The 18382-nt window shown below is 34.8% G+C and carries 20 protein-coding genes and 1 pseudogene; 3 read left to right on the top strand and 18 right to left on the bottom strand.

Features of this window, described 5'->3' with window-relative positions; genetic code table 11:
* Positions 1–581: 581 nt before the first annotated feature.
* From L950_RS02650 to L950_RS02610, 10 genes and pseudogenes are all read right to left on the bottom strand, one after another.
* Entirely contained in the window at positions 582–746 is a 165-nt protein-coding gene (locus L950_RS02650) for a hypothetical protein (protein ID WP_156169494.1), read from the bottom strand.
* 39 nt (positions 747–785) lie between these two features.
* Positions 786–1178 carry a hypothetical protein gene (locus L950_RS02645; protein ID WP_021191296.1) on the bottom strand — a complete coding sequence of 131 codons (393 nt, stop codon included), beginning with the start codon at positions 1176–1178 and terminating at the stop codon, positions 786–788.
* A gap of 51 nt (positions 1179–1229) precedes the next feature.
* The gene (locus L950_RS02640; RefSeq protein ID WP_021191295.1) at positions 1230–1793 is read right to left on the bottom strand and encodes a type II CAAX prenyl endopeptidase Rce1 family protein; all 564 of its coding nucleotides are present in this window, start codon (positions 1791–1793) and stop codon (positions 1230–1232) included.
* A 271-nt stretch (positions 1794–2064) separates the two neighbouring features.
* A complete protein-coding gene (locus L950_RS02630; RefSeq protein WP_021191293.1) occupies positions 2065–2271 on the bottom strand; it encodes a hypothetical protein in 207 nt (68 codons plus the stop codon).
* 90 nt (positions 2272–2361) lie between these two features.
* Positions 2362–2679 carry a hypothetical protein gene (locus L950_RS25680; protein WP_156169493.1) on the bottom strand — a complete coding sequence of 106 codons (318 nt, stop codon included), beginning with the start codon at positions 2677–2679 and terminating at the stop codon, positions 2362–2364.
* 10 nt (positions 2680–2689) lie between these two features.
* Positions 2690–4033 (bottom strand): TolC family protein, encoded by a 1344-nt coding sequence (locus tag L950_RS02620; protein ID WP_021191291.1) that lies wholly within the window; start codon positions 4031–4033, stop codon positions 2690–2692.
* Positions 4033–4824 carry an ABC transporter ATP-binding protein gene (locus tag L950_RS34875; protein WP_316930513.1) on the bottom strand — a complete coding sequence of 264 codons (792 nt, stop codon included), beginning with the start codon at positions 4822–4824 and terminating at the stop codon, positions 4033–4035. Before L950_RS34875 ends, L950_RS02620 begins: the two co-directional genes overlap by 1 nt.
* A 129-nt stretch (positions 4825–4953) precedes the next feature.
* Positions 4954–5363 (bottom strand): annotated as a pseudogene (locus L950_RS36210) (ABC transporter transmembrane domain-containing protein); the annotation flags it as partial.
* 61 nt (positions 5364–5424) lie between these two features.
* Positions 5425–6192: a cysteine peptidase family C39 domain-containing protein gene (locus tag L950_RS34865; protein ID WP_262506952.1), complete on the bottom strand. Its 768-nt coding sequence runs from the start codon at positions 6190–6192 to the stop codon at positions 5425–5427.
* Positions 6193–6401: 209 nt separating this feature from the next.
* Complete coding sequence (locus L950_RS02610) at positions 6402–7496, bottom strand: HlyD family secretion protein (RefSeq protein ID WP_021191290.1); 1095 nt, start codon at positions 7494–7496, stop codon at positions 6402–6404.
* A gap of 251 nt (positions 7497–7747) precedes the next feature.
* Between L950_RS02610 and L950_RS02605 the strand changes: the two genes are divergently transcribed.
* Positions 7748–8257: a rhomboid family intramembrane serine protease gene (locus L950_RS02605; RefSeq protein ID WP_021191289.1), complete on the top strand. Its 510-nt coding sequence runs from the start codon at positions 7748–7750 to the stop codon at positions 8255–8257.
* A 4-nt stretch (positions 8258–8261) separates the two neighbouring features.
* Here L950_RS02605 and L950_RS28345 read toward each other — a convergent pair whose 3' ends face one another.
* Positions 8262–8399, bottom strand: a complete 138-nt coding sequence (locus tag L950_RS28345) for a hypothetical protein (RefSeq protein ID WP_021191288.1) — start codon at positions 8397–8399, stop codon at positions 8262–8264.
* A gap of 155 nt (positions 8400–8554) precedes the next feature.
* Here L950_RS28345 and L950_RS02600 point away from each other — a divergent pair, with 155 nt between their 5' ends.
* Entirely contained in the window at positions 8555–8851 is a 297-nt protein-coding gene (locus tag L950_RS02600; RefSeq protein WP_021191287.1) for a helix-turn-helix domain-containing protein, read from the top strand.
* Between the two features lie 82 nt (positions 8852–8933).
* Here L950_RS02600 and L950_RS02595 read toward each other — a convergent pair whose 3' ends face one another.
* On the bottom strand, positions 8934–9995 hold the full coding sequence (locus tag L950_RS02595; RefSeq protein WP_021191286.1) for a hypothetical protein: 1062 nt from the start codon (positions 9993–9995) through the stop codon (positions 8934–8936).
* Between the two features lie 825 nt (positions 9996–10820).
* On the bottom strand, positions 10821–11888 hold the full coding sequence (locus tag L950_RS02590; protein ID WP_021191284.1) for a hypothetical protein: 1068 nt from the start codon (positions 11886–11888) through the stop codon (positions 10821–10823).
* A 266-nt stretch (positions 11889–12154) separates the two neighbouring features.
* On the opposite strand from L950_RS02590, the gene L950_RS02585 reads away from it, so the two are divergent.
* A complete protein-coding gene (locus tag L950_RS02585; RefSeq protein ID WP_021191283.1) occupies positions 12155–12550 on the top strand; it encodes a hypothetical protein in 396 nt (131 codons plus the stop codon).
* Between the two features lie 296 nt (positions 12551–12846).
* Here the strand turns inward: L950_RS02585 and L950_RS02580 are convergent, their stop codons facing one another.
* The 5 genes from L950_RS02580 to L950_RS37030 all read right to left on the bottom strand — a co-directional run bounded on the left by L950_RS02580 (position 12847) and on the right by L950_RS37030 (position 17678).
* A complete protein-coding gene (locus L950_RS02580; RefSeq protein ID WP_021191282.1) occupies positions 12847–13692 on the bottom strand; it encodes a M28 family peptidase in 846 nt (281 codons plus the stop codon).
* Positions 13689–14414 carry a hypothetical protein gene (locus L950_RS02575; RefSeq protein WP_031289099.1) on the bottom strand — a complete coding sequence of 242 codons (726 nt, stop codon included), beginning with the start codon at positions 14412–14414 and terminating at the stop codon, positions 13689–13691. The genes L950_RS02580 and L950_RS02575 overlap by 4 nt, the downstream gene beginning before the upstream one ends.
* A gap of 1045 nt (positions 14415–15459) precedes the next feature.
* The gene (gene ilvD / locus L950_RS02570) at positions 15460–17148 is read right to left on the bottom strand and encodes a dihydroxy-acid dehydratase (RefSeq protein ID WP_021191280.1); all 1689 of its coding nucleotides are present in this window, start codon (positions 17146–17148) and stop codon (positions 15460–15462) included.
* A 72-nt stretch (positions 17149–17220) separates the two neighbouring features.
* Positions 17221–17421 (bottom strand): hypothetical protein, encoded by a 201-nt coding sequence (locus L950_RS29245; RefSeq protein ID WP_197086185.1) that lies wholly within the window; start codon positions 17419–17421, stop codon positions 17221–17223.
* A 26-nt stretch (positions 17422–17447) separates the two neighbouring features.
* Complete coding sequence (locus L950_RS37030; RefSeq protein ID WP_197086184.1) at positions 17448–17678, bottom strand: cyclic nucleotide-binding domain-containing protein; 231 nt, start codon at positions 17676–17678, stop codon at positions 17448–17450.
* Positions 17679–18382: the final 704 nt, after the last annotated feature.

Here is an 18382-nt window from a genome sequence, read left to right as displayed (position 1 = left end):
TACTTTATTGTTGCAATTCCAGACTTTTGTTTCTTGAGAAGTATTAAAGAGATCTTCCAATGACTAAAATTAAGTTAAATATAGCGTGCAGCATGGTCACATGTAAAAAACCGAAATTTTCCTTATCATTTACAATAAAGAAAATTGCTAATATTAGTCCCATGTGAAAAGAATAAATAATCTGGTAAAAAAAGAGCAATGAATAGAAGCAAAAAGCATAGCAGATATAATTATTGCTAAATATTTATTGTTTTTAAAAAAATTATAAGTCAGTAAGAATTTTATTGGGATAAATTGAAAAATCAATGTTTCTAATGGTGGTGCTATAAAAATAGAGTATAGTGAATGAAAAAAAATATCAGTTTCCACAATATTAATTGTTGGATCAAAGCTTAAACCTATCCATTTCACATAAATTAAGTGTAAAATTCGAACTAATAACAACATTATAAAGATTGTTATCAAATATTGCTTCCATAAGGGTATTTTTCTTAATCTTTCTATTATCATATGTATTTATGAAAAGTAAAATTTAAATACTATACCAGATCATGATTTTTTTTCATGATCTGGTATTAAAATTATGGACGAGCTCCTCCATAATGTCCATAATTAGTTGAATTCCATCCTGGTTCAGGATTATTAATACTATACATTATTGAATCAATAACTATATCAACTGCTTTAGCCAAGAAAAAATCTTCTAAGAAATCTGTAGGTATTCTATATAAAAAATTTAATCTCATATTCCTTTGGGTAATTTTAAACATTTTATATAGCAAGCGCTAATTTGTCAATAATATCAATTTAACTTTTTTAATGATGATATGAATATTAAATAAATATTCCTCTGAGTCACTTTGTATATAATTAGCCATAACTAAAATATTATCTAATATTTTAGAAGATGATTCACCATTCTCCACAGACATCATCATGATCGTTATAATTTTCAAAATATCATCCCTGTTTATCATACCTGAATTTATAAAACTGGATAACAATGCTTCTGTCACCATTACATTTCTCAAATCTAGATTGATGATTTCATCAATGTTACAAAAAATATCTTCCTCTGTTAAATTTTCATTTACAAATCTGCCATTGCTAAATAACTTATTTAACAATAATCCTAATGTGCTAATCTGCCTTTCTACATAATCTTTTCGCTGTTCCATTCTATTATCACGTTAATTTACTAATAGGATATTTAATACAACAACTGGTTATTATAAAATTCTTTTTTTACCTTTCAATATAAAACCAATTCCTGTACATAATATTACGCTTACAAGAATCACTAAAATGGTCATCGACCCATATATAGCTTCAATTCTATTATTTCCATAAAACCTAAACAATAGATATCCACCAAATATCGTGATAAGATTAGCTGCAGCATGAAATACAATTCCAGAAAATACGCTATTTGTAATATAATATATATATCCCAAAAGCATACCTAACACCAATGCACCAAATAGTAATGTAGGATGAACATGAATAATAGAAAAAATAAGAGTTGAAAAGCATATTGCAGTAATCGGAGAATAAGTTTGTAAAAAACCTTTCAATATCATCCCTCGAAAAACGATCTCTTCGCAAATAGGCGCCAATAATAAAGCTCCAATAATTATACCGATATTGTTTAATTGATTTGTAATATTGTTTTCCTCATTAATATTAAAAGCTAGATATTTTGATAAAGGAATATTTACACCAAATTGAAAGATAATTAAAAATAATAATAAAAATAACCCGGTTTTAGGAGATAATTTTGTACCATTTTCCAAAACTGATTGAAAATAAATGTACTTCTATTTTTTATGCCATAGATAATAGAAATCGCTATAAATAAGATTAAGAATAAAAATTGATTATAAAGATCTGTTGAAATCTTAAAATCCAATACTTCCTTAATAAAAACAAATGGTACAACAGAAACAATGCCGATTAATAACAAAATTATTGCTTGAAAAATATTTTTTGGATATTGATTCATCATATTTTGAAAAGAAAACTACTGGGAAAATAATCCCAGTAGATAATATTTAATAAATTAAATTAGCTCGTTGCCCAATTCCAAGCTGCTGCCACACCATTGTAAACCAACTTAATACCATTTGCAGCTGCTTCTGCGGCATAAATAAATGCACTTTCAGTTCCGCTCCAACTATACTCTGCATATGGAAGTTTCCCACCATCAACTTGCGTCAATTCGTCCATATTCATTTCCTCAAGACCGATTTTTTTAAAATCTAAGTTATTCATATTTGTGTTTATAAAAAAATTATTCCTACTCTATTGCTAAGCCTTTTCGGATAACTGCTTCGTTGATCAACAATACTAAATTACAGTTGCTCAATGCTCAAAAAAAGCATTGGAAATATTTTTTGAAAAATAATAAGTTCCTGCTGAAATATGTCTGATCTGTTGATAATTAAGCTGCTGAATATCAACCTTGATTTGAATAGAATATTCTTCTTCATAATAATAGGTATTTCGTGATCGATCGTATTCCAGCGGAGCACCTATCCCTTTCAAATACTCAATAATACGTGCAAGCCGTGAGACGGAAAGTCCAAGACGATTTGCAAATTCGGTTTGTGTACCTGTTCTTCCTTGACGGATCAGTTGATCCATTAAGTTGATCCGTTCAATATATTTAAATAGTTGCATAAACTGTGATTTAATGTATATGATTAGAAAATTTAATATCTCCTGACACATGATAGTGCAGCATCAAAAGGCTAAATAAAGTGCTGTAACGAGCCCGAATCATATCGGCCTCCGATTTAATTAAATTATTTTTACTCGTATTAATATCATAAATGGATGCTTTACCGGCCATAAAACTCAGTCTAGAATATTCCAATGATTCCTTTGTCGCGGCAAATGCTTCAGTCGAAATATCATATTGCTGTTTGCTTTCAATCCAGTCGAGATTCAGTTTTTCTAAAATTTGTACCTGCTGCAATTTTTCATAATCACTTAATAACTCGATTTCCTGTTTCCGGAATGTAATCTGTTGCAATTGTCTTTTCGTTTTCCCTTTATTAAAAATGGGAACTGTGACTGCTATAGCGAGTTGTTGAGCAAAATTATCTTTGCTCTGAACAAATACAGGACGTTCACCAGGAGATTTAAAAGCATTAAAATAAGTAGTTCCCAAGCTCGCCGAACCTTTAACCAAGGGATAGTCTGTCGCCTTGATCAGCTTGGTTTCTACATCCAATCCGAGAAGCTGATTTTCAAGTTTTGCAAGAATGGGATTGTTATCAAAGGCGGTTTGAATAAGGTCCGATTGACTTTTAACAATACTCGTTTTAAAAATTTCAGTTTCTAAAAGTGGATCGTATATGATCAAACTTTGATAATCCGTAAAATTCATATATTGAGCTAAAGCTAATTTTGCCTGTTGCGCTTCTTTATGATATTGTTGGAATTGCTGTTTCTCCCTGGCTAAGTTCGCCTTAGCCTCAAAAACTACCGCCGGTGCAGTTGCTCCGATTGCAGTACTTTTCTCTGCTTTATCAAGCAATTGCAAAGAAAAGTTTATTGCAGAATCCTGTGCATGTACTAGCGCTTGGGAAAGCAATACCTCCAAATAGCTTTGTACTACTTTAAGTGTTAAGTCTCTTCTTAAAATTCCTTTTTCCAACTCCTCCTGCTCAGCTTGCAACGTTGCCTTCTTAGCCTGATTGCGCAGGTAGTTGTATTGGTAAAGCGTTACCTCCGCATTGATACCCACATTGCTATTGAAGTTATCGTTGCGACGAATCGTCCCAAAGACATCTTGAGAATGACCAAATGTGCTGTATCCATTAAAATACCCACCTACTGCAGGTAACCGATCTCGTCGAGCCATTTCCTGATCAAGATTTTTGATAGCCACCAAAATGTCTTGGCGTTTTATAGGCAAATTATGATCGGTTGCATAGGTTACACAATCTGCCAAAGACCATTGCTTCTGAGCCACCGTCATTTGTGTTCCTAAAATGAACACAAGAGTGATAAGTATTATATATTTCATTATCCTAGCACTACAGATTGTTTTTTCCACATCTCTTTATAAGCAGACTCCATCGATAGCAGTTGCTCATGACTTCCCTGTTCTATAATTTGTCCATCTTTCATCACGATAATGATATCAGCCCCAGCTATCGTGCTCAAACGGTGAGCAATTACAAGCATTGTCTTTCCTGCATCCCGAAATCGGTCAAATGCACGCTGTATGATCAGCTCCGTTTGAGTATCCAGAGCAGAAGTGGCTTCATCCAGAATCAAGATGTCAGGATCCCGGTATAATGCCCGTGCAATAGCGATACGCTGCCGTTGTCCACCAGAAAGCATAGAGCCGTTCTCTCCCAGATAAGTTTCAAAACCCGAAGGCAACTTTTCAATGAACGACATCATATCCAATTGTTTCACAACCTCCATCATCCGTTGAAAATTAGGAACCTGCTCTCCCACGGCTATATTGTCGATCACATTTCCAGAGAAAAGATCTATCTGCTGTGGCACGACAGCAATGCGTTCGCGAAGAGATTGTTTAGAGATATACTGAAGATCGTATTGACCGATATGGATCTTACCCGATTGGACAGGATATAATTGCTGTATAAGAGCTCCTAATGTTGTTTTACCACTTCCGCTTTCACCTATAATGGCAGTCATCTTGCCTTTTTCAAATCTGCAACTAAAATCTTTGAACACCTCAACCCGGGATCCGTAGGAAAAACGGATGTTCTCAAAAACAATATCGCCAACCTGACTGCTTGGTAAGTCCAATTTCCCTTCATTTTCTTCTCTTTCAAGATCCATTATTTCAAACAAACGATCTGCAGCAATCAGTGCATTTTGTAGTGTTTTGTTCATACCTATCAACTGGCTTACAGGCCCCGTTAAATAACCGATCAATGCATAGAAGGATAGTAGCTCTCCTGGCGTGATTGTTCGGTCAATGACATAATATGATCCAGCCCATAGCAAGATAATGGTAAACAGACGCGAAAGAAACTCACTTGATGTCGCTGAGAAAAGACCATTCAAAACTGATGAATAAATTGTTTTCAACAAGTGACTAAACTTCTGATCTGTACCACTATTGAAATACGTCTCCATACCAAACTGTTTGATCGTCTTAACAGAATTGAGCGATTCAACCAGATGCGATTCCAGTTCAGCTCCTTCCTCCATAAGCCGACGCTCCACTTTTTATTTAATTTGTTGGTCAACCAATAGACAAAGAAATAAAATGGTATCACCAGTAAAATAATCAGCGCCAGTTTCCAGAAATAGGAAAACATCAATGCAAATGAGAATACCACAATTAAAACATTGACAACAGCCTGTATAGCCACATCATTGATAAATGCCCGGATCTTGACGGCATCATTGACTCTAGAGATAATCTCACCAACTTCATCGTATCAAAAAACGCTGTGGAAGACTCAGCAAATGCTGATAATAGCCTAAGATTAAATAGCGGTCTATACGTTGCCCAGTTTGTAGCACCATGACACTTTTGAGCGTGCCGATGATCAATTGAATTAATAAAATCACCAACATGGCTACAGATAGTAAATTAAGCAAACGCACATTACCATCCACTAATACATAATCAGTTATTTTCTGAATGTAAAATGAAGATGACAATCCAAGTAAAGTATAAATAACAGCACCTACCAAAGCCTGCAGTACAATTGATTTATGAGGCTTAATCAAGTTCCAGAATCGATTATAAACGCCTGTCTTTTCATTCCGCTGTTTAAAATACTCATTAGGTTCTAAAAGGATTAACACCCCTGTCCAGATCTTCTGAAACTCCTCTATACTGTATTGTTGCACTTTTCCTGGACCAGGATCCATTACGGTAATCTGATTTTTCTGAACTTTATAGATCACGATATAGTGCTGCAACTGATTATTTAATACAACATGTGCGATCGCAGGAAGTGGAATCTGGGGGATAGCGTCTATAGCGCCCTTCACCCCCTTGGCTGTAAATCCCAATTCTTGTAATCCCTGGATCATACCCAATACATTCGTGCCTCGGGTATCTGTATGACAATGCTGTCTTATTTTTGCAATTGGAATATCTAATCCATAGTAACTTGCAACAGACGCCAGACAAGCAGCCCCGCAATCACGAATATCATGTTGCTTAACACGGACAGGAGATTTCTTCATTTTTATTTAATCTATTTTATCATATGTAAAGAATTCCAATACTATTAATAGGCACCCTTTAATTGATTTAGTATGTTATTATTATTTAGTGAATTGGAGTAGTTGACATTATGCTCTTGAGTTTATGACCATAAAGTAAGCTGAAGCCACAATCCGTTTTTAGACCTTACCAGATCACAACTCCTGTCGATACAATCGAACAAAAAATGCTAAGACTCTTTACTACCCAAATTGGGATTAAAAAGATCATCTGCGCGATCGAACAATAATTGCCATAGCGTACGGTCTACGAGATAAAAACGGGCATTAAAAGTATTTCCTTTACCTACTGTGACTTTGTTACCATTTGGCAAACTCAGAAAATTAGCATCCATTTGGCAGCGCACTTTAAAAAATGCAGTATTTTTCTGATCGGAAACCAGATTATAATCGATGTCTTTAACAGATCCCGTTAAGAAACCCCATTGATTATAATTATAAGTATCCATCTGAAATTTGACAACTTGCTTATCTTTGATATAACCAATAGCATTTGCCGGCACCATACATTCTGCTACCAAGTTATCTTCTGGTGAGATTTCTAAGATATCTTGGCCCTGTATAATTTGACTACCTTTTTGAAAACCTTTTAGATTGATCACTGTACCCGTTAATGGCGCTCTGACGATATAATTCTCACCATCGATTTGAATAGCATTTCGCTCAGAAGACGTAGATTGATGTTTTTGCTTCAATTCAATCAACTTAGCACTCCATTGTGCCATCTGCTGTTTTTCAATAGATGAAACTTGATTTTCCAATTGCTCATAAGAATACCTACTTTTATCAAATTCAGCCTGTGCTATTATTCCTTGATTAAACAGAAGTTCATTACGATCCAATTCACGTTTTGCTAGTGTCAATTGCGATTGCACCTCAGACATCCTGTGCTGCATGGAGACGAGCTCCATGTAATACAACCCACTTTGCAGACCCTTATAATTGCGGGATAATAGGAGCGTCAAATCTGCGATCTGTTGCGCATACTCCGATCCTAGGTGCTGATTTAGTTCCAATTTATTTTGCAAATCTTTCGAAACAATAACAAATAAAGTATCCCCAGCCATCACTTTCTGATTGTTCCCAAGTATTCGGCTCTCGACGACACGGCCACTGACAAGCGAGATGATTTTACTATTTTCTGTTTGTGGTCTAATCACTCCAGGAGCAGAGATTGAAATCGGGACTTGTATAAATGGTAAAGCAGTAAGCGTGCAAACAATCGCTATAAGCAATAAAATATAGATAATATTAGTTTTTCGCATAATGACAATTAATTACTCAAATTTGTCAAATAAGAACTTATCACACCACAACTACAGGTTGTATTTTATTTTTTTTTACTATCTTGAAATAAAAATAATTTTAATTGTAGATGCAATTTTTCGACGTATTCCCAACTTTTAAAGAGGCACCATACTCGTACATTGTCGTTCCCATTATACTAATTAGCAGTATCATTGGCTTTTACAACAAATCCTATTTTCACGCCTTGATCTTACATCCTTACGAAATAATGAGAGGTAAGCGTATCCATACTCTATTTACCTCTGCATTTATTCATAGAAATTGGATGCATTTATTATTTAACACAACTGTTGTTTATGGATTAGGATATGACATGTTCGGAACGACAAGTCAAGAATATGGAACCCTTACTGCATATTTATTAACGCCCTTACTGTTTTTATTATTAATTTCATTACCTAATCTACTCCAGTGCTGTCAAAAAAGAAAAGATTTCTTTTTCACATCTATGGGTGCATCTGGCTTAAGCTTTGGTCTTTATGGTTTCTCAGCACTCTTTTTCCCCTTGCAACCAATGGGAAGCGTTGTGTTCCCATTTATAAGTAATGCGTTGCAAGGTTGGATTTGCGGATTATTGATTTTAATACTTTTGACTCAAATCAAGAAAAGTAGAATCAATAAATATCTACATATAGCAGCCTATTCAATAGGAGCTTTAGTTGCATTATTTGTTAGACCAAAATCTATACAAGAAATTTTTTATTTCATCATAAATTAAGTATTCAACCTTTCAACATATTCCAAAAATTTTCAAACCAGCTATTTAGTTTATCTTCTTTTCGCTCACTACCCGCATTTATTTCTATTTTCTCTTCCAAGCTTAGCTCAATGACATTGCTATTGTTTAATTTTTCTTTCATGGTTTCTGTTTTAAATATTTATAAAAGTCCTGAAATACAAAAGACTAAACCACAACCCTAGGTTATAAATCACAACCTAGAGTTTCAACACTTATAAATTTTATAACCTCAGGTTATATTGTTAAATTTGTCGAGCAATAAATTAAGAGTAAGTTATGTCAAAAGCAGAGATTGGAACTTTTATTAGACAGAAAAGAGAAAATCTAAAAATATCACAAGAAGCAGTTGCTTATCATCTAGAAATGTCTCAAGCTGCATATTCAAAAATTGAGCGCAATGAAACAAAAGTAAAAGTTGATCAGGTCTACAAAATTGCCGAGTATTTTGGTGTAAGTATCTATGAGCTTTTACCTCCATCACTAGCGAGTGATATTATGGGAGAAAACGTATTTGGTTTAGCTTATCACTATATTGTTGTTGGAATAAAAAAAATCAAACTTATTTTTAGATAAACTAAAAATAAGTTTGATCGAACAATAAAACGCAAATAAAAAGCATAAATCAAAGTTTCATTCAGATAATAAACACTACTGATTAATGTACTAATTTAAGATTTTGATACAGTTGGTTTAACAAACCGTTGTTAATAGGTGGAATATCATATTGATCCAAATTTTTCCAAAATTCATTTGAATATTTACTTTTATTTGGTGATTTATAGTTATTTGATGACAATTGTTTTTTCATTTTCTTAAAATTGTCAGAGGACATAAAATTTCGATCTAAAATATAAAATTCAGATAATATTTCATATGGCAAATGGCCAAACTCAGCTTTACGTTTTATAGTAGCAACTTCATGTTGATATATGTTCAAAAGATGATATAGATTGGCTTTTTCGATTTCTAACGATGAATAATTTTCTACTTGTACTTTTTGTTTTGTGTTGATTTCAAGTCTAAAAATTTTATCCTTCAATATAGATTCTGGTAAAACCTGATCAATAAAGATCTGCATACTTTCACTGTCCTTATTATAAGATATAGTCCCTGCTTGTTTTTCATTTTTCATGATGTATGAAAGGTTGGGCTGTTTCTTTTCTATTGAATATATCTTTGAGTTTTTTAGAATATGCTTAAAAGGAATTTCCACGATATGACTAACAAGAAAGAAGCTTCCCATTTTATCATCATAATCTCTCACTATAACCGAATCGCAAAATACCCTATAATCGAGAAGCCGAAAACGAGATTTTTGTCCATTGGAAGGAATATAGTACTCCATAAGACCCTCTATAAAATACTTATTTTTCTTATTAAAAGTTTCCAAAGATCTAAAATAACCCTTTAAAACAATTACATCGGCATTTTTAGGACTAATTATTACTTCCTGAAGTTTTGTAGAACGGGGATTAAGTAAAACCTTAAATTTTGTCTTTAAAGAAGGGATATTGATATTCTTTGTCTGATAAGAAATATGCTGTGCGACGAGTCCTAATAAATCCTGATCTTCAACTTGAATGCCATCTAACAAATCAAACTGACCATCTTTATTGCTAAATCCAATTAAGTTTCCATACCTCGTATAAATATTTACCCCTGAAATCGGAGTATGATCTGCACTATCAACAAAAAATATTTGACCAACAACTGGCATTGACAGTATTACATAAAATAAAAGAAGAAGATATTTTTGAATCATAAATTTTAAAATACACAATTTCATTAAAATTAATGGGATGCTAAATAAGAAATTAGTTCCTCACTTATAAAAATTAAATTCTAATACTGGTTTTTAACCCAATTTACAGCATCACATATTGCTTCATAAATTGCCGTAATTAATCCTGGAAATTTTATGCCACCTTCGATATTTACCATTTCTTATCAAAGAATATTTTGAGGTTTCATTAAATTGAATGCAAAGGGATCTATATTACCTAGAAAAATCTACTGAGAAAGCGACAAAATTATTTTCCCGCTTCGATATATGTGAAAAAGTAAAAGAGTAAAAAAACCTGAAAAAACAATAACTAAAAAATATGCAAGATTATAATAGTGTATAGAAGCAAAAAGTATGGTAGATAAAAAAATAATCAAAGAATCTTTAAGATTAAATTTCTTGCGACAGAAAAAATCAGTGATTGAAATATTAAAGTTTCGATAAAAGGAGCAAATAGACTGATACAAAAAAACTATGTAGTTAGAACTTTCTTCAATAGGATTGCTCAAGAGCTTCTCATCTATTGAGGTTAATACGAAGGATAAAACCTTGTTGTCAATAATTTATTCAAAGCTAACAGACAAAATAATTTTGGCAGGTTTACTGTTTTAAAAAAATGCTCTATTTTAAAATTTATCATTAACATCAAATATAAGTGATAGCTACAAAACTCTCCGATTCATTTTTGCAATAAGGTTGTTCCCAGATTTCTGCACATGCGTCAATTCGGATGTTACACTAGATGAAAAGAAACCTCAGTCATGAAATCCTTCCAATATGATCCTCCAGCTTACTTTCATCCAGTTGTTGCAAATATGCCTCTTTCCAGAAATTAGTATAATTTTTATCCTTCATCCGGCGACTTATCTGGAGTAATAAATCCAATTTTTGCGAGTCAGTAACAACCTCTAGTCCCATTCTTACCTGTTCATACAGAGCCACAACTTCAATACGGTTCGCCTTTTTAGGAACCTCATCAATCTGTTGATTTTCCTTTAACAGAACACGATAGTCAGGCTTCTCCAGAACATACAGCATGTTGATATAACTGTTTTGATTGATCTTTATCACCCAAGGATTATTTAAAATGGTATCATCAAAATTAAGCAGCGCCCATTTTTCACCGTTTACAAAATAACCGAACGTAACTGTTGCTGTCTTTTCAAAGAAAACCACTTTCCATAGCGGAATATCGCCTCTAAGAGGTCTTTTAAAATTTTCAAAATAATACTCAAATAAAAATTTCTTCATCCTGGTTTCTTTCCATAATGCTAAATACCGATCTTCTTGATCGATCTCGCTGATTTCAGCATCGGTTGATAAATCATCTTCTGACGGTGGCTCCTCTTCATTCGGAATCGTTAAACCGCCTATCCCGGCAAATCTAAGTAATAACACGAAGTCAGGTTTAAGAAACAGGAAAATCAGATAAAACAATACCGGAATAAAAAATAACAAAAAATCATTTTTAAAATAATCAAGTGTAAAGAATGTTCCTTGGTCGCGCTGCGTTAAGAGTATATCCAAAAGCAGCAAATGGATAGAAAGAACTATTCCCAAACAAAGAATTATAAATATAATACCTTTTAGAAATCCCGTTAGCTTTACAAAGCGACATGATTTAAAAAAAAGGTAAGCATATATCTGTTGGACCAGAAAGATATATGCATATACCAGCACCATAGTCGCTAACACTACCCGTTGAAATAAAGGTTTATTTAATCGGCTAATCAAATCATCAAAAGCACTACCGAGATTTATCATTAAAGCAAATAATACAATTCCGATCAGATAAAAAACATGCTTTTGCAAAGTTTTATTCATCATAGTAGAAAGATCTTATCCAGTTATGGTTAGGTTAATATTACACCAATTATTATTCTAATAACGGATGTAATATTAACCAAATTTTCAAAATGAAAAATATATTCCCTATAGTATATTAATACGCACGATTACACTAAGTAATTTTCTTTGTACATTTTCCTAAAAACATGTACACTTTTGTACATTTTCGGAAAACCGGTGATTTTCACTCCATATTACGTACAAAAATCCCGAATTTTAATAATAAAACTAATAGAAGTACATGAATGAAAAAGATTTTTAACAATGCAGGAGTTGCTGCCTTTCAAAACGAACTGCTACACCTAAGCTCTACTGAACAACAATTACTAATTGCACAAATCCGAGCGGACTTTGCACAGTTTATGATGGATCATTTTGATCTACATACCAATCAAATTACACAGATTAACAACATGACTACCACCTTTAAAACGATGTTAGCAGAAGGCATTGCAAGCACTTGGGAAAGTGGCTATGCTATCACTTTTCAAAAAGATACCGTTGCCGAAGATGATAAACCCACCGTAAAAGATGTTATCATTGGCGGTTCATCTGTTCCTGATCCGAATAATCCAAATGTCACAAGTATGAGTCAGGATTTTCCATTCAGTGTATGGATCTGCTATCGTACAACGATTTAATGAGTTACCCTCTTAATCTAAACTTTTATTAACCGATTTAATGTTTTATAACCTATTTATAAAATAAATTACGAGAGATTATAAGTGTCGAATTATTAAACAATACATCGAAAAAACATACAGAGCAGCACCGAACGACGATACTTACTGATCGAGCGGGTGCTACCGTGATGTCTCATTTAAAAGGCGATCAAAAACCAATACCTAAAATCGCTGGGACCAGCATTAGAAGGTTGTTAAAAAGAAAATCAACAATAACCAATCCGATGACGACGACCAGCTCTAACCCAATATAATTACTTGTCGATCTTCTTATCCACGATAGGTCTAGTAGGTGCATTTGCCAGTTCCCAGGCGGTGTAAAAAATCAATTGTGCCCTTTTGCATAGCAGTTCAAAATCGATCTTATCAAATTCGTCGCTAGGCCTATGATAGTCGCCATGAAAACCGCCAAAGTAAAAAGTAACAGGTATGCCCTGCTTGGCAAAATTATAGTGATCCGAGCGGTAATACAATTGGAAAGGATCATTACGTACATTGTAGCGTTCATCCAATTCTAACTTTGTATAGTCCGAATTTGTTTGTTTCACAACCCGATCCAGATCATTGCTCAGCCGGTCAGCGCCGATAATATAGATATAATTTATATCCGGATGTGGCAACGTATCCGCACGGCCGATCATATCCACATTGAGGTTGGCGATGGTTTTATCCAGAGGCATCACCGGATGGTTGACATACCAGGACGAACCCAGCAGTCCCTTTTCTTCCCCCGTCGCTGCCATAAATAAGATACTGCGCTTAGGGCCTTTCCCTGCTTTGATAGCCTCCATGAAAGCATCCGCTATCAGTAGCATGCCGCTCGTGCCCGATCCGTTATCGTCCGCACCATTATTGATACTATCGCCTGCTGTATAGTGGTTTATACCCAGGTGATCATAATGAGCACTTAGCAGCAGTACCTCATCTTTCAATACCGGATCCGTGCCCGCAATATAGCCCAGTACATTTATCGGGTTTACCGTCTGCAATACACGAGAAGCTTGAGCCGAAAAATTAGTTTTAAACAGAAAAGGAAAAGGCTTATTACTATCCATCAATGTCTTTCTTAATGCTACCACATCTGTTTTGGCAGTATTCAAAAGAGCATCAGCAACTTTTTGACCGATATAAATAATCGGTATGCCTGAGTCATATTTTCCAGTGACACCAGGTCCGGCGAACCTTCCAGCATCATTGGAGTGCCTGAAAGATGCAGCATCAGCCCATCCGATTTATGATCGACGACTGGCTCTACCAGCAGCACCGCTTTGGCTTTATGAAATGCCAGGTAACTGATCTTTTGCTGAAAAGAAAAAGCGGCATCGCGAGGTCCAGCCCCTAGGAGCATGACCACTTTGCCCGTAACCTCATGATCCTGAAAATCATTGTACGGTTGCAACCCTTCGTCAATGACTCCAAAACCAGCAAACAGGATGGTATCAGCTTTTATATCATATCCGGACAAAGACACCGATGCGGGCATATTAAAAAAATCCACCACCGGTTTAAAAGACATACCACCTACTTTGACAGATTCATTCAGTAACACACGTTTGGCTGTTACTGTCTGCATATAAGCGCCATTGACAGCACCTTTTACCCCTATTTTTTTATAATAATCGGCTATATATTGTGCGGCTTTATCACCATCAGCTGTACCGGCCTCTCTACCCCGCAATTCATCCGAGGCTAAAAATGAAAGATGTGATTTGGCATTGACCGTATTGATCACTTTTGCGGAGGCTATAGCATCTTTATTTTGTGCAAAAGATGAGCTACAGAGCAACAAGAAAATAAAGAGTAAAGATTGTTTGTGTTTCATAAAAGATGGATAGCTTATTCTTAAAATCCGTTTATCATATGCATCAAATTGACAGATGCATAAGTAGGTTCCCACCCATAAGCTTTTCCCTAATAGAATATAAAAACATTTAAATAATGCGGTCAAACAACAACATGATCATGACATTACCTGCTACCCTTATCTAGCAACATTTCTCCTTGGTACAAGTTCAATGCCATTTTAAAAGCAACATATAACAAATTTCCCGACAACAAGATGTTTACGCAAAAAAACTGCATATAAATATTGTTTTACAATCCCGAAGGAAGACTAAAAACTCAGATTTACAAAATGGTATCAGCGAAATAAAGAAAAGGAACAAAAGAGGTATTCTTTAAAACTATAAAGGATGCTATACCTTTTATTACCGCACTAAAATTTGATGGACCAGGACTGGTATTAGAAATAAAGTTAGAGGAATTTGAATCTCCTTATCATCCTTTAAGTTTACACAGTGATGGAGTAGTAACACATACCTTAATGGTTGCAGAACCCGCCTATCGTTGTATTATGCAAAATGCACATTCAGGAAAGACGCAATTAAAAAAAGTCGTGGTGTCATGATGATTGATAAACTTAACCTTCACTTACCTCCTACTTGACACTTTAACACTAAGTAATACATTTTGCAATAAGATTAATCCATTTTATTTTGGAATGCTGAATGACATAAAAATCTGACCATTGCCTATTATCAATTAGCCATTTCTAAAGCATTAACACACCCTATAGTAGTCATATCCTCTCAAAAACAATAACCTCTATTACATCTCAAGAATAAGTATCAGTAATCAAACTCAGGCAACCCCATTTATCTAAAATCCCAACATAAGTGAATATTCTGGAGAAAGTGGTTCTTCACCACATTTGGTGAAAACTATAATTTTTAATATCATTGGGCTCAGTACGCTAGTTTTTTAAGCGACCTACTTGCTAATCAGAATAACTATTTAATACTGACCGCTTAGTTCTTCGCCAAAATTGACGAAGAACTAGTTTGACCGAGACTTCTAATTAATCAAGATTATAAGTCTGATTTCAAGACAGCTCCGTTGCTTGCATTGGTAACCAAAGCCCTATATTGACCAAGCCACTTTGATTGTAATGGTTTTTTAATAGGCACAAACGTCGCTTTCCGTCTGGCAATTTCCTCATCATCCAGATTAACAGATAAGATGTAATTATCAACGTCGATATGGATTTCGTCACCGTTCTTAAGTAAGCCAATCATGCCACCCTCGGCTGCTTCTGGCGATACGTGGCCGATTGAGGCTCCTCTTGTTGCTCCACTAAATCTTCCATCTGTAATCAGTGCAACCGAACTTCCTAATCCCATGCCCATGATCAAACTTGTCGGAGTTAACATTTCCTGCATACCTGGTCCGCCCTTAGGACCTTCATATCTAATTATCACGACATCACCCGCCTTTACTTCTTTCATCAGTATACCTGTAATAGCTTCATCTTGTCCATCGTAACATACAGCCTTACCGGTAAATACCCTTGCGCCGGTAAGGCCAGCTGTTTTTACAACAGCACCTTCCTCAGCAAGATTGCCATAAAGAATGGCTAATCCGCCTACCGGACTGTAAGGATTGTCAATAGTTCGGATGATATTTTCATCTTTGATCTCTGCATTCGCAATTTTTTCCAGTAATGTTTCCCCGCTGATTGTCAAATTGTCCAATAAAGCTGTATTACCCCTTTTTGTCATTTCCTTCATCACTGCATTTACACCACCAGCCTTATTAATGTCTTCCATGTGGACGGTTGATAAACTAGGTGATATCTTCGCGATATGAGCAACTTTTTTAGAAATCTCATTGATGTCTTTGAGTTGAAAATTAACATCTGCTTCATTAGCAATAGCCAGCATATGTAAAACCGTGTTTGAGCTTCCGCCCATTGCCATATCCACAGCAAAAGCATTCCTGACGGCATTTTCATTCAAAATGTTTTTTAACTTAAAGCGCTCACCAGCAGCCTCGTCCTTTGCTATTTCACAAATTCTTTTCGCAGCACTTCTGTATAATGCCTCACGTTCACTCGTTTGGGCCAGTATTGTTCCGTTTCCGGGTAGCGCAATACCCATAGCTTCCATTAAAGTATTCATTGAATTTGCGGTAAACATGCCCGAACAGCTACCTCCGCTAGGGCAGGCATTACATTCAATATCCAGAAGTTCTTCATCACTGATCTTTCCTGCTTCGTGTTTCCCGACAGCTTCAAAAGCAGAGGCTAGATCAATTGGGGTCCCATCTTTTTTATATCCTTTGGCCATTGGACCACCGCTCACAAAAATTGTTGGCACATTCACTCTAAGAGCACCCATGATCATTCCCGGAACTATCTTGTCACAGTTGGGTATCGCTATCATTGCGTCAAGTTTGTGCGCATTCATCACGGTTTCTATTGAGCTTGCAATAAGTTCTCTGCTTGGTAGTGAAAACAGCATCCCATCATGTCCCATAGCAATGCCATCATCGACACCGATTGTATTAAACTCGAATGGAACACATCCATTGGCCCTGATCTCATCTTTTATGATCTCAGCTACTTTATTCAGAAAAAAATGTCCTGGAATTATTTCTATAAATGAGTTTGCTACACCGATAAATGGCTTTGCAAAATCTTCATCTTTTAGTCCTGTAGCTCGGAACAATGATCTATGTGGTGTTCTCTGATTCCCCTTTTTTACCTCGTCACTTCTCATATTGAAAATTTATTTGTACCTGCAGATTTTAACAGGATAGGTGATATATAATAGTTCTGGTTCATGTAGCTACTATATCTGAGACTTTAGCCTGCTGAGTGTTTCCGGCGATACATTCAGGTAGGCAGCAAGATTGGAGTTGGACAACCTTTGTATAAGTTCAGGATTGTTTTTAAGCAGATTGCGATAACGTTCGGTAGCACTCTGTGTAAGTAGATTACCTAATTTGGAAGTAATGACCGTTAATCCGTATTCCAGTATATAAATATACATCTTGTCCCATTCAGGTATAGTTTTTCTTAAATAAGAAAGTCCTCGTATGTAATAACTAAAAGTTCTGATGCTTCCACTGCCTGAATATATTCTGTCGAAGGCTCTCTGGAAATAAAGCTTACAATAGAAGTTAGGAACGTATTTTCAAATGCCATGAACCTTGTAATGATACTTTGATCATCATTAGAATAATACAATCGAAGACAGCCCTTGTTAATAAAAAAGAGTCGGTTTGCTACTGTGCCATACTCAAGCAACTGTTCGTTTTTCTTTGCTTCAACAGGTTTAAGTATGAAATGACAGTGGTTAACTGCTTCTCATTGAGCATTGTTATCTTTTGAATTAAGTCTGCAAGTATCATTGTAATCGTAGATATAACATTATTGAAAGTCAAAGTTGCAACAAAAATATTTAAGAAACATTGACGAAGGTCAAAATCGAACCAGTAGTGATTTGTATTTCAGAACAACTGGTTCTCCATCACTTTTGAGATGGGATTTAACTCCATCCAACTTTTACATTCAGCAACATAAAATACCTTTAAATTCTTTAAACTGCAATTAAATCAATAATCTCAATATCGGAATAACCTTCTACATCATAATTACCGAGAATATAATCTATTTCGATTTTAAATCTAAAAAAATAAGTTATAATTCACTTATAATCAACCAACTGTTAGCACAATATCCATAAAGTCTATTTTTAATTTTATAGATATTGTTTTCAATAGAATCGTACCCTACCTACATTTTCTGATAGCATTTGTAAATGCTGAGATAATATAAATTCAAAATAACCATTCATATAATTTGGTTTATTTACCTTTCTTAATAACATGATTATCTATTTAAAAAATAGCTTCAATAAACTCTGATAAATGCAATCATTAAAGCATTATTGTCACTTTTCCTTGATTCCAGATATTTCTTTGAAAAACTTACTGACCGGAACTCGATTA

Source organism: Sphingobacterium sp. IITKGP-BTPF85 (genome assembly GCF_001006065.1).
GTDB classification, from domain to species: Bacteria; Bacteroidota; Bacteroidia; order Sphingobacteriales; family Sphingobacteriaceae; genus Sphingobacterium; species Sphingobacterium anhuiense.
Note: the sequence above shows the minus strand (reverse complement) of the source record. Positions and strands in the feature narration are given on the sequence as shown.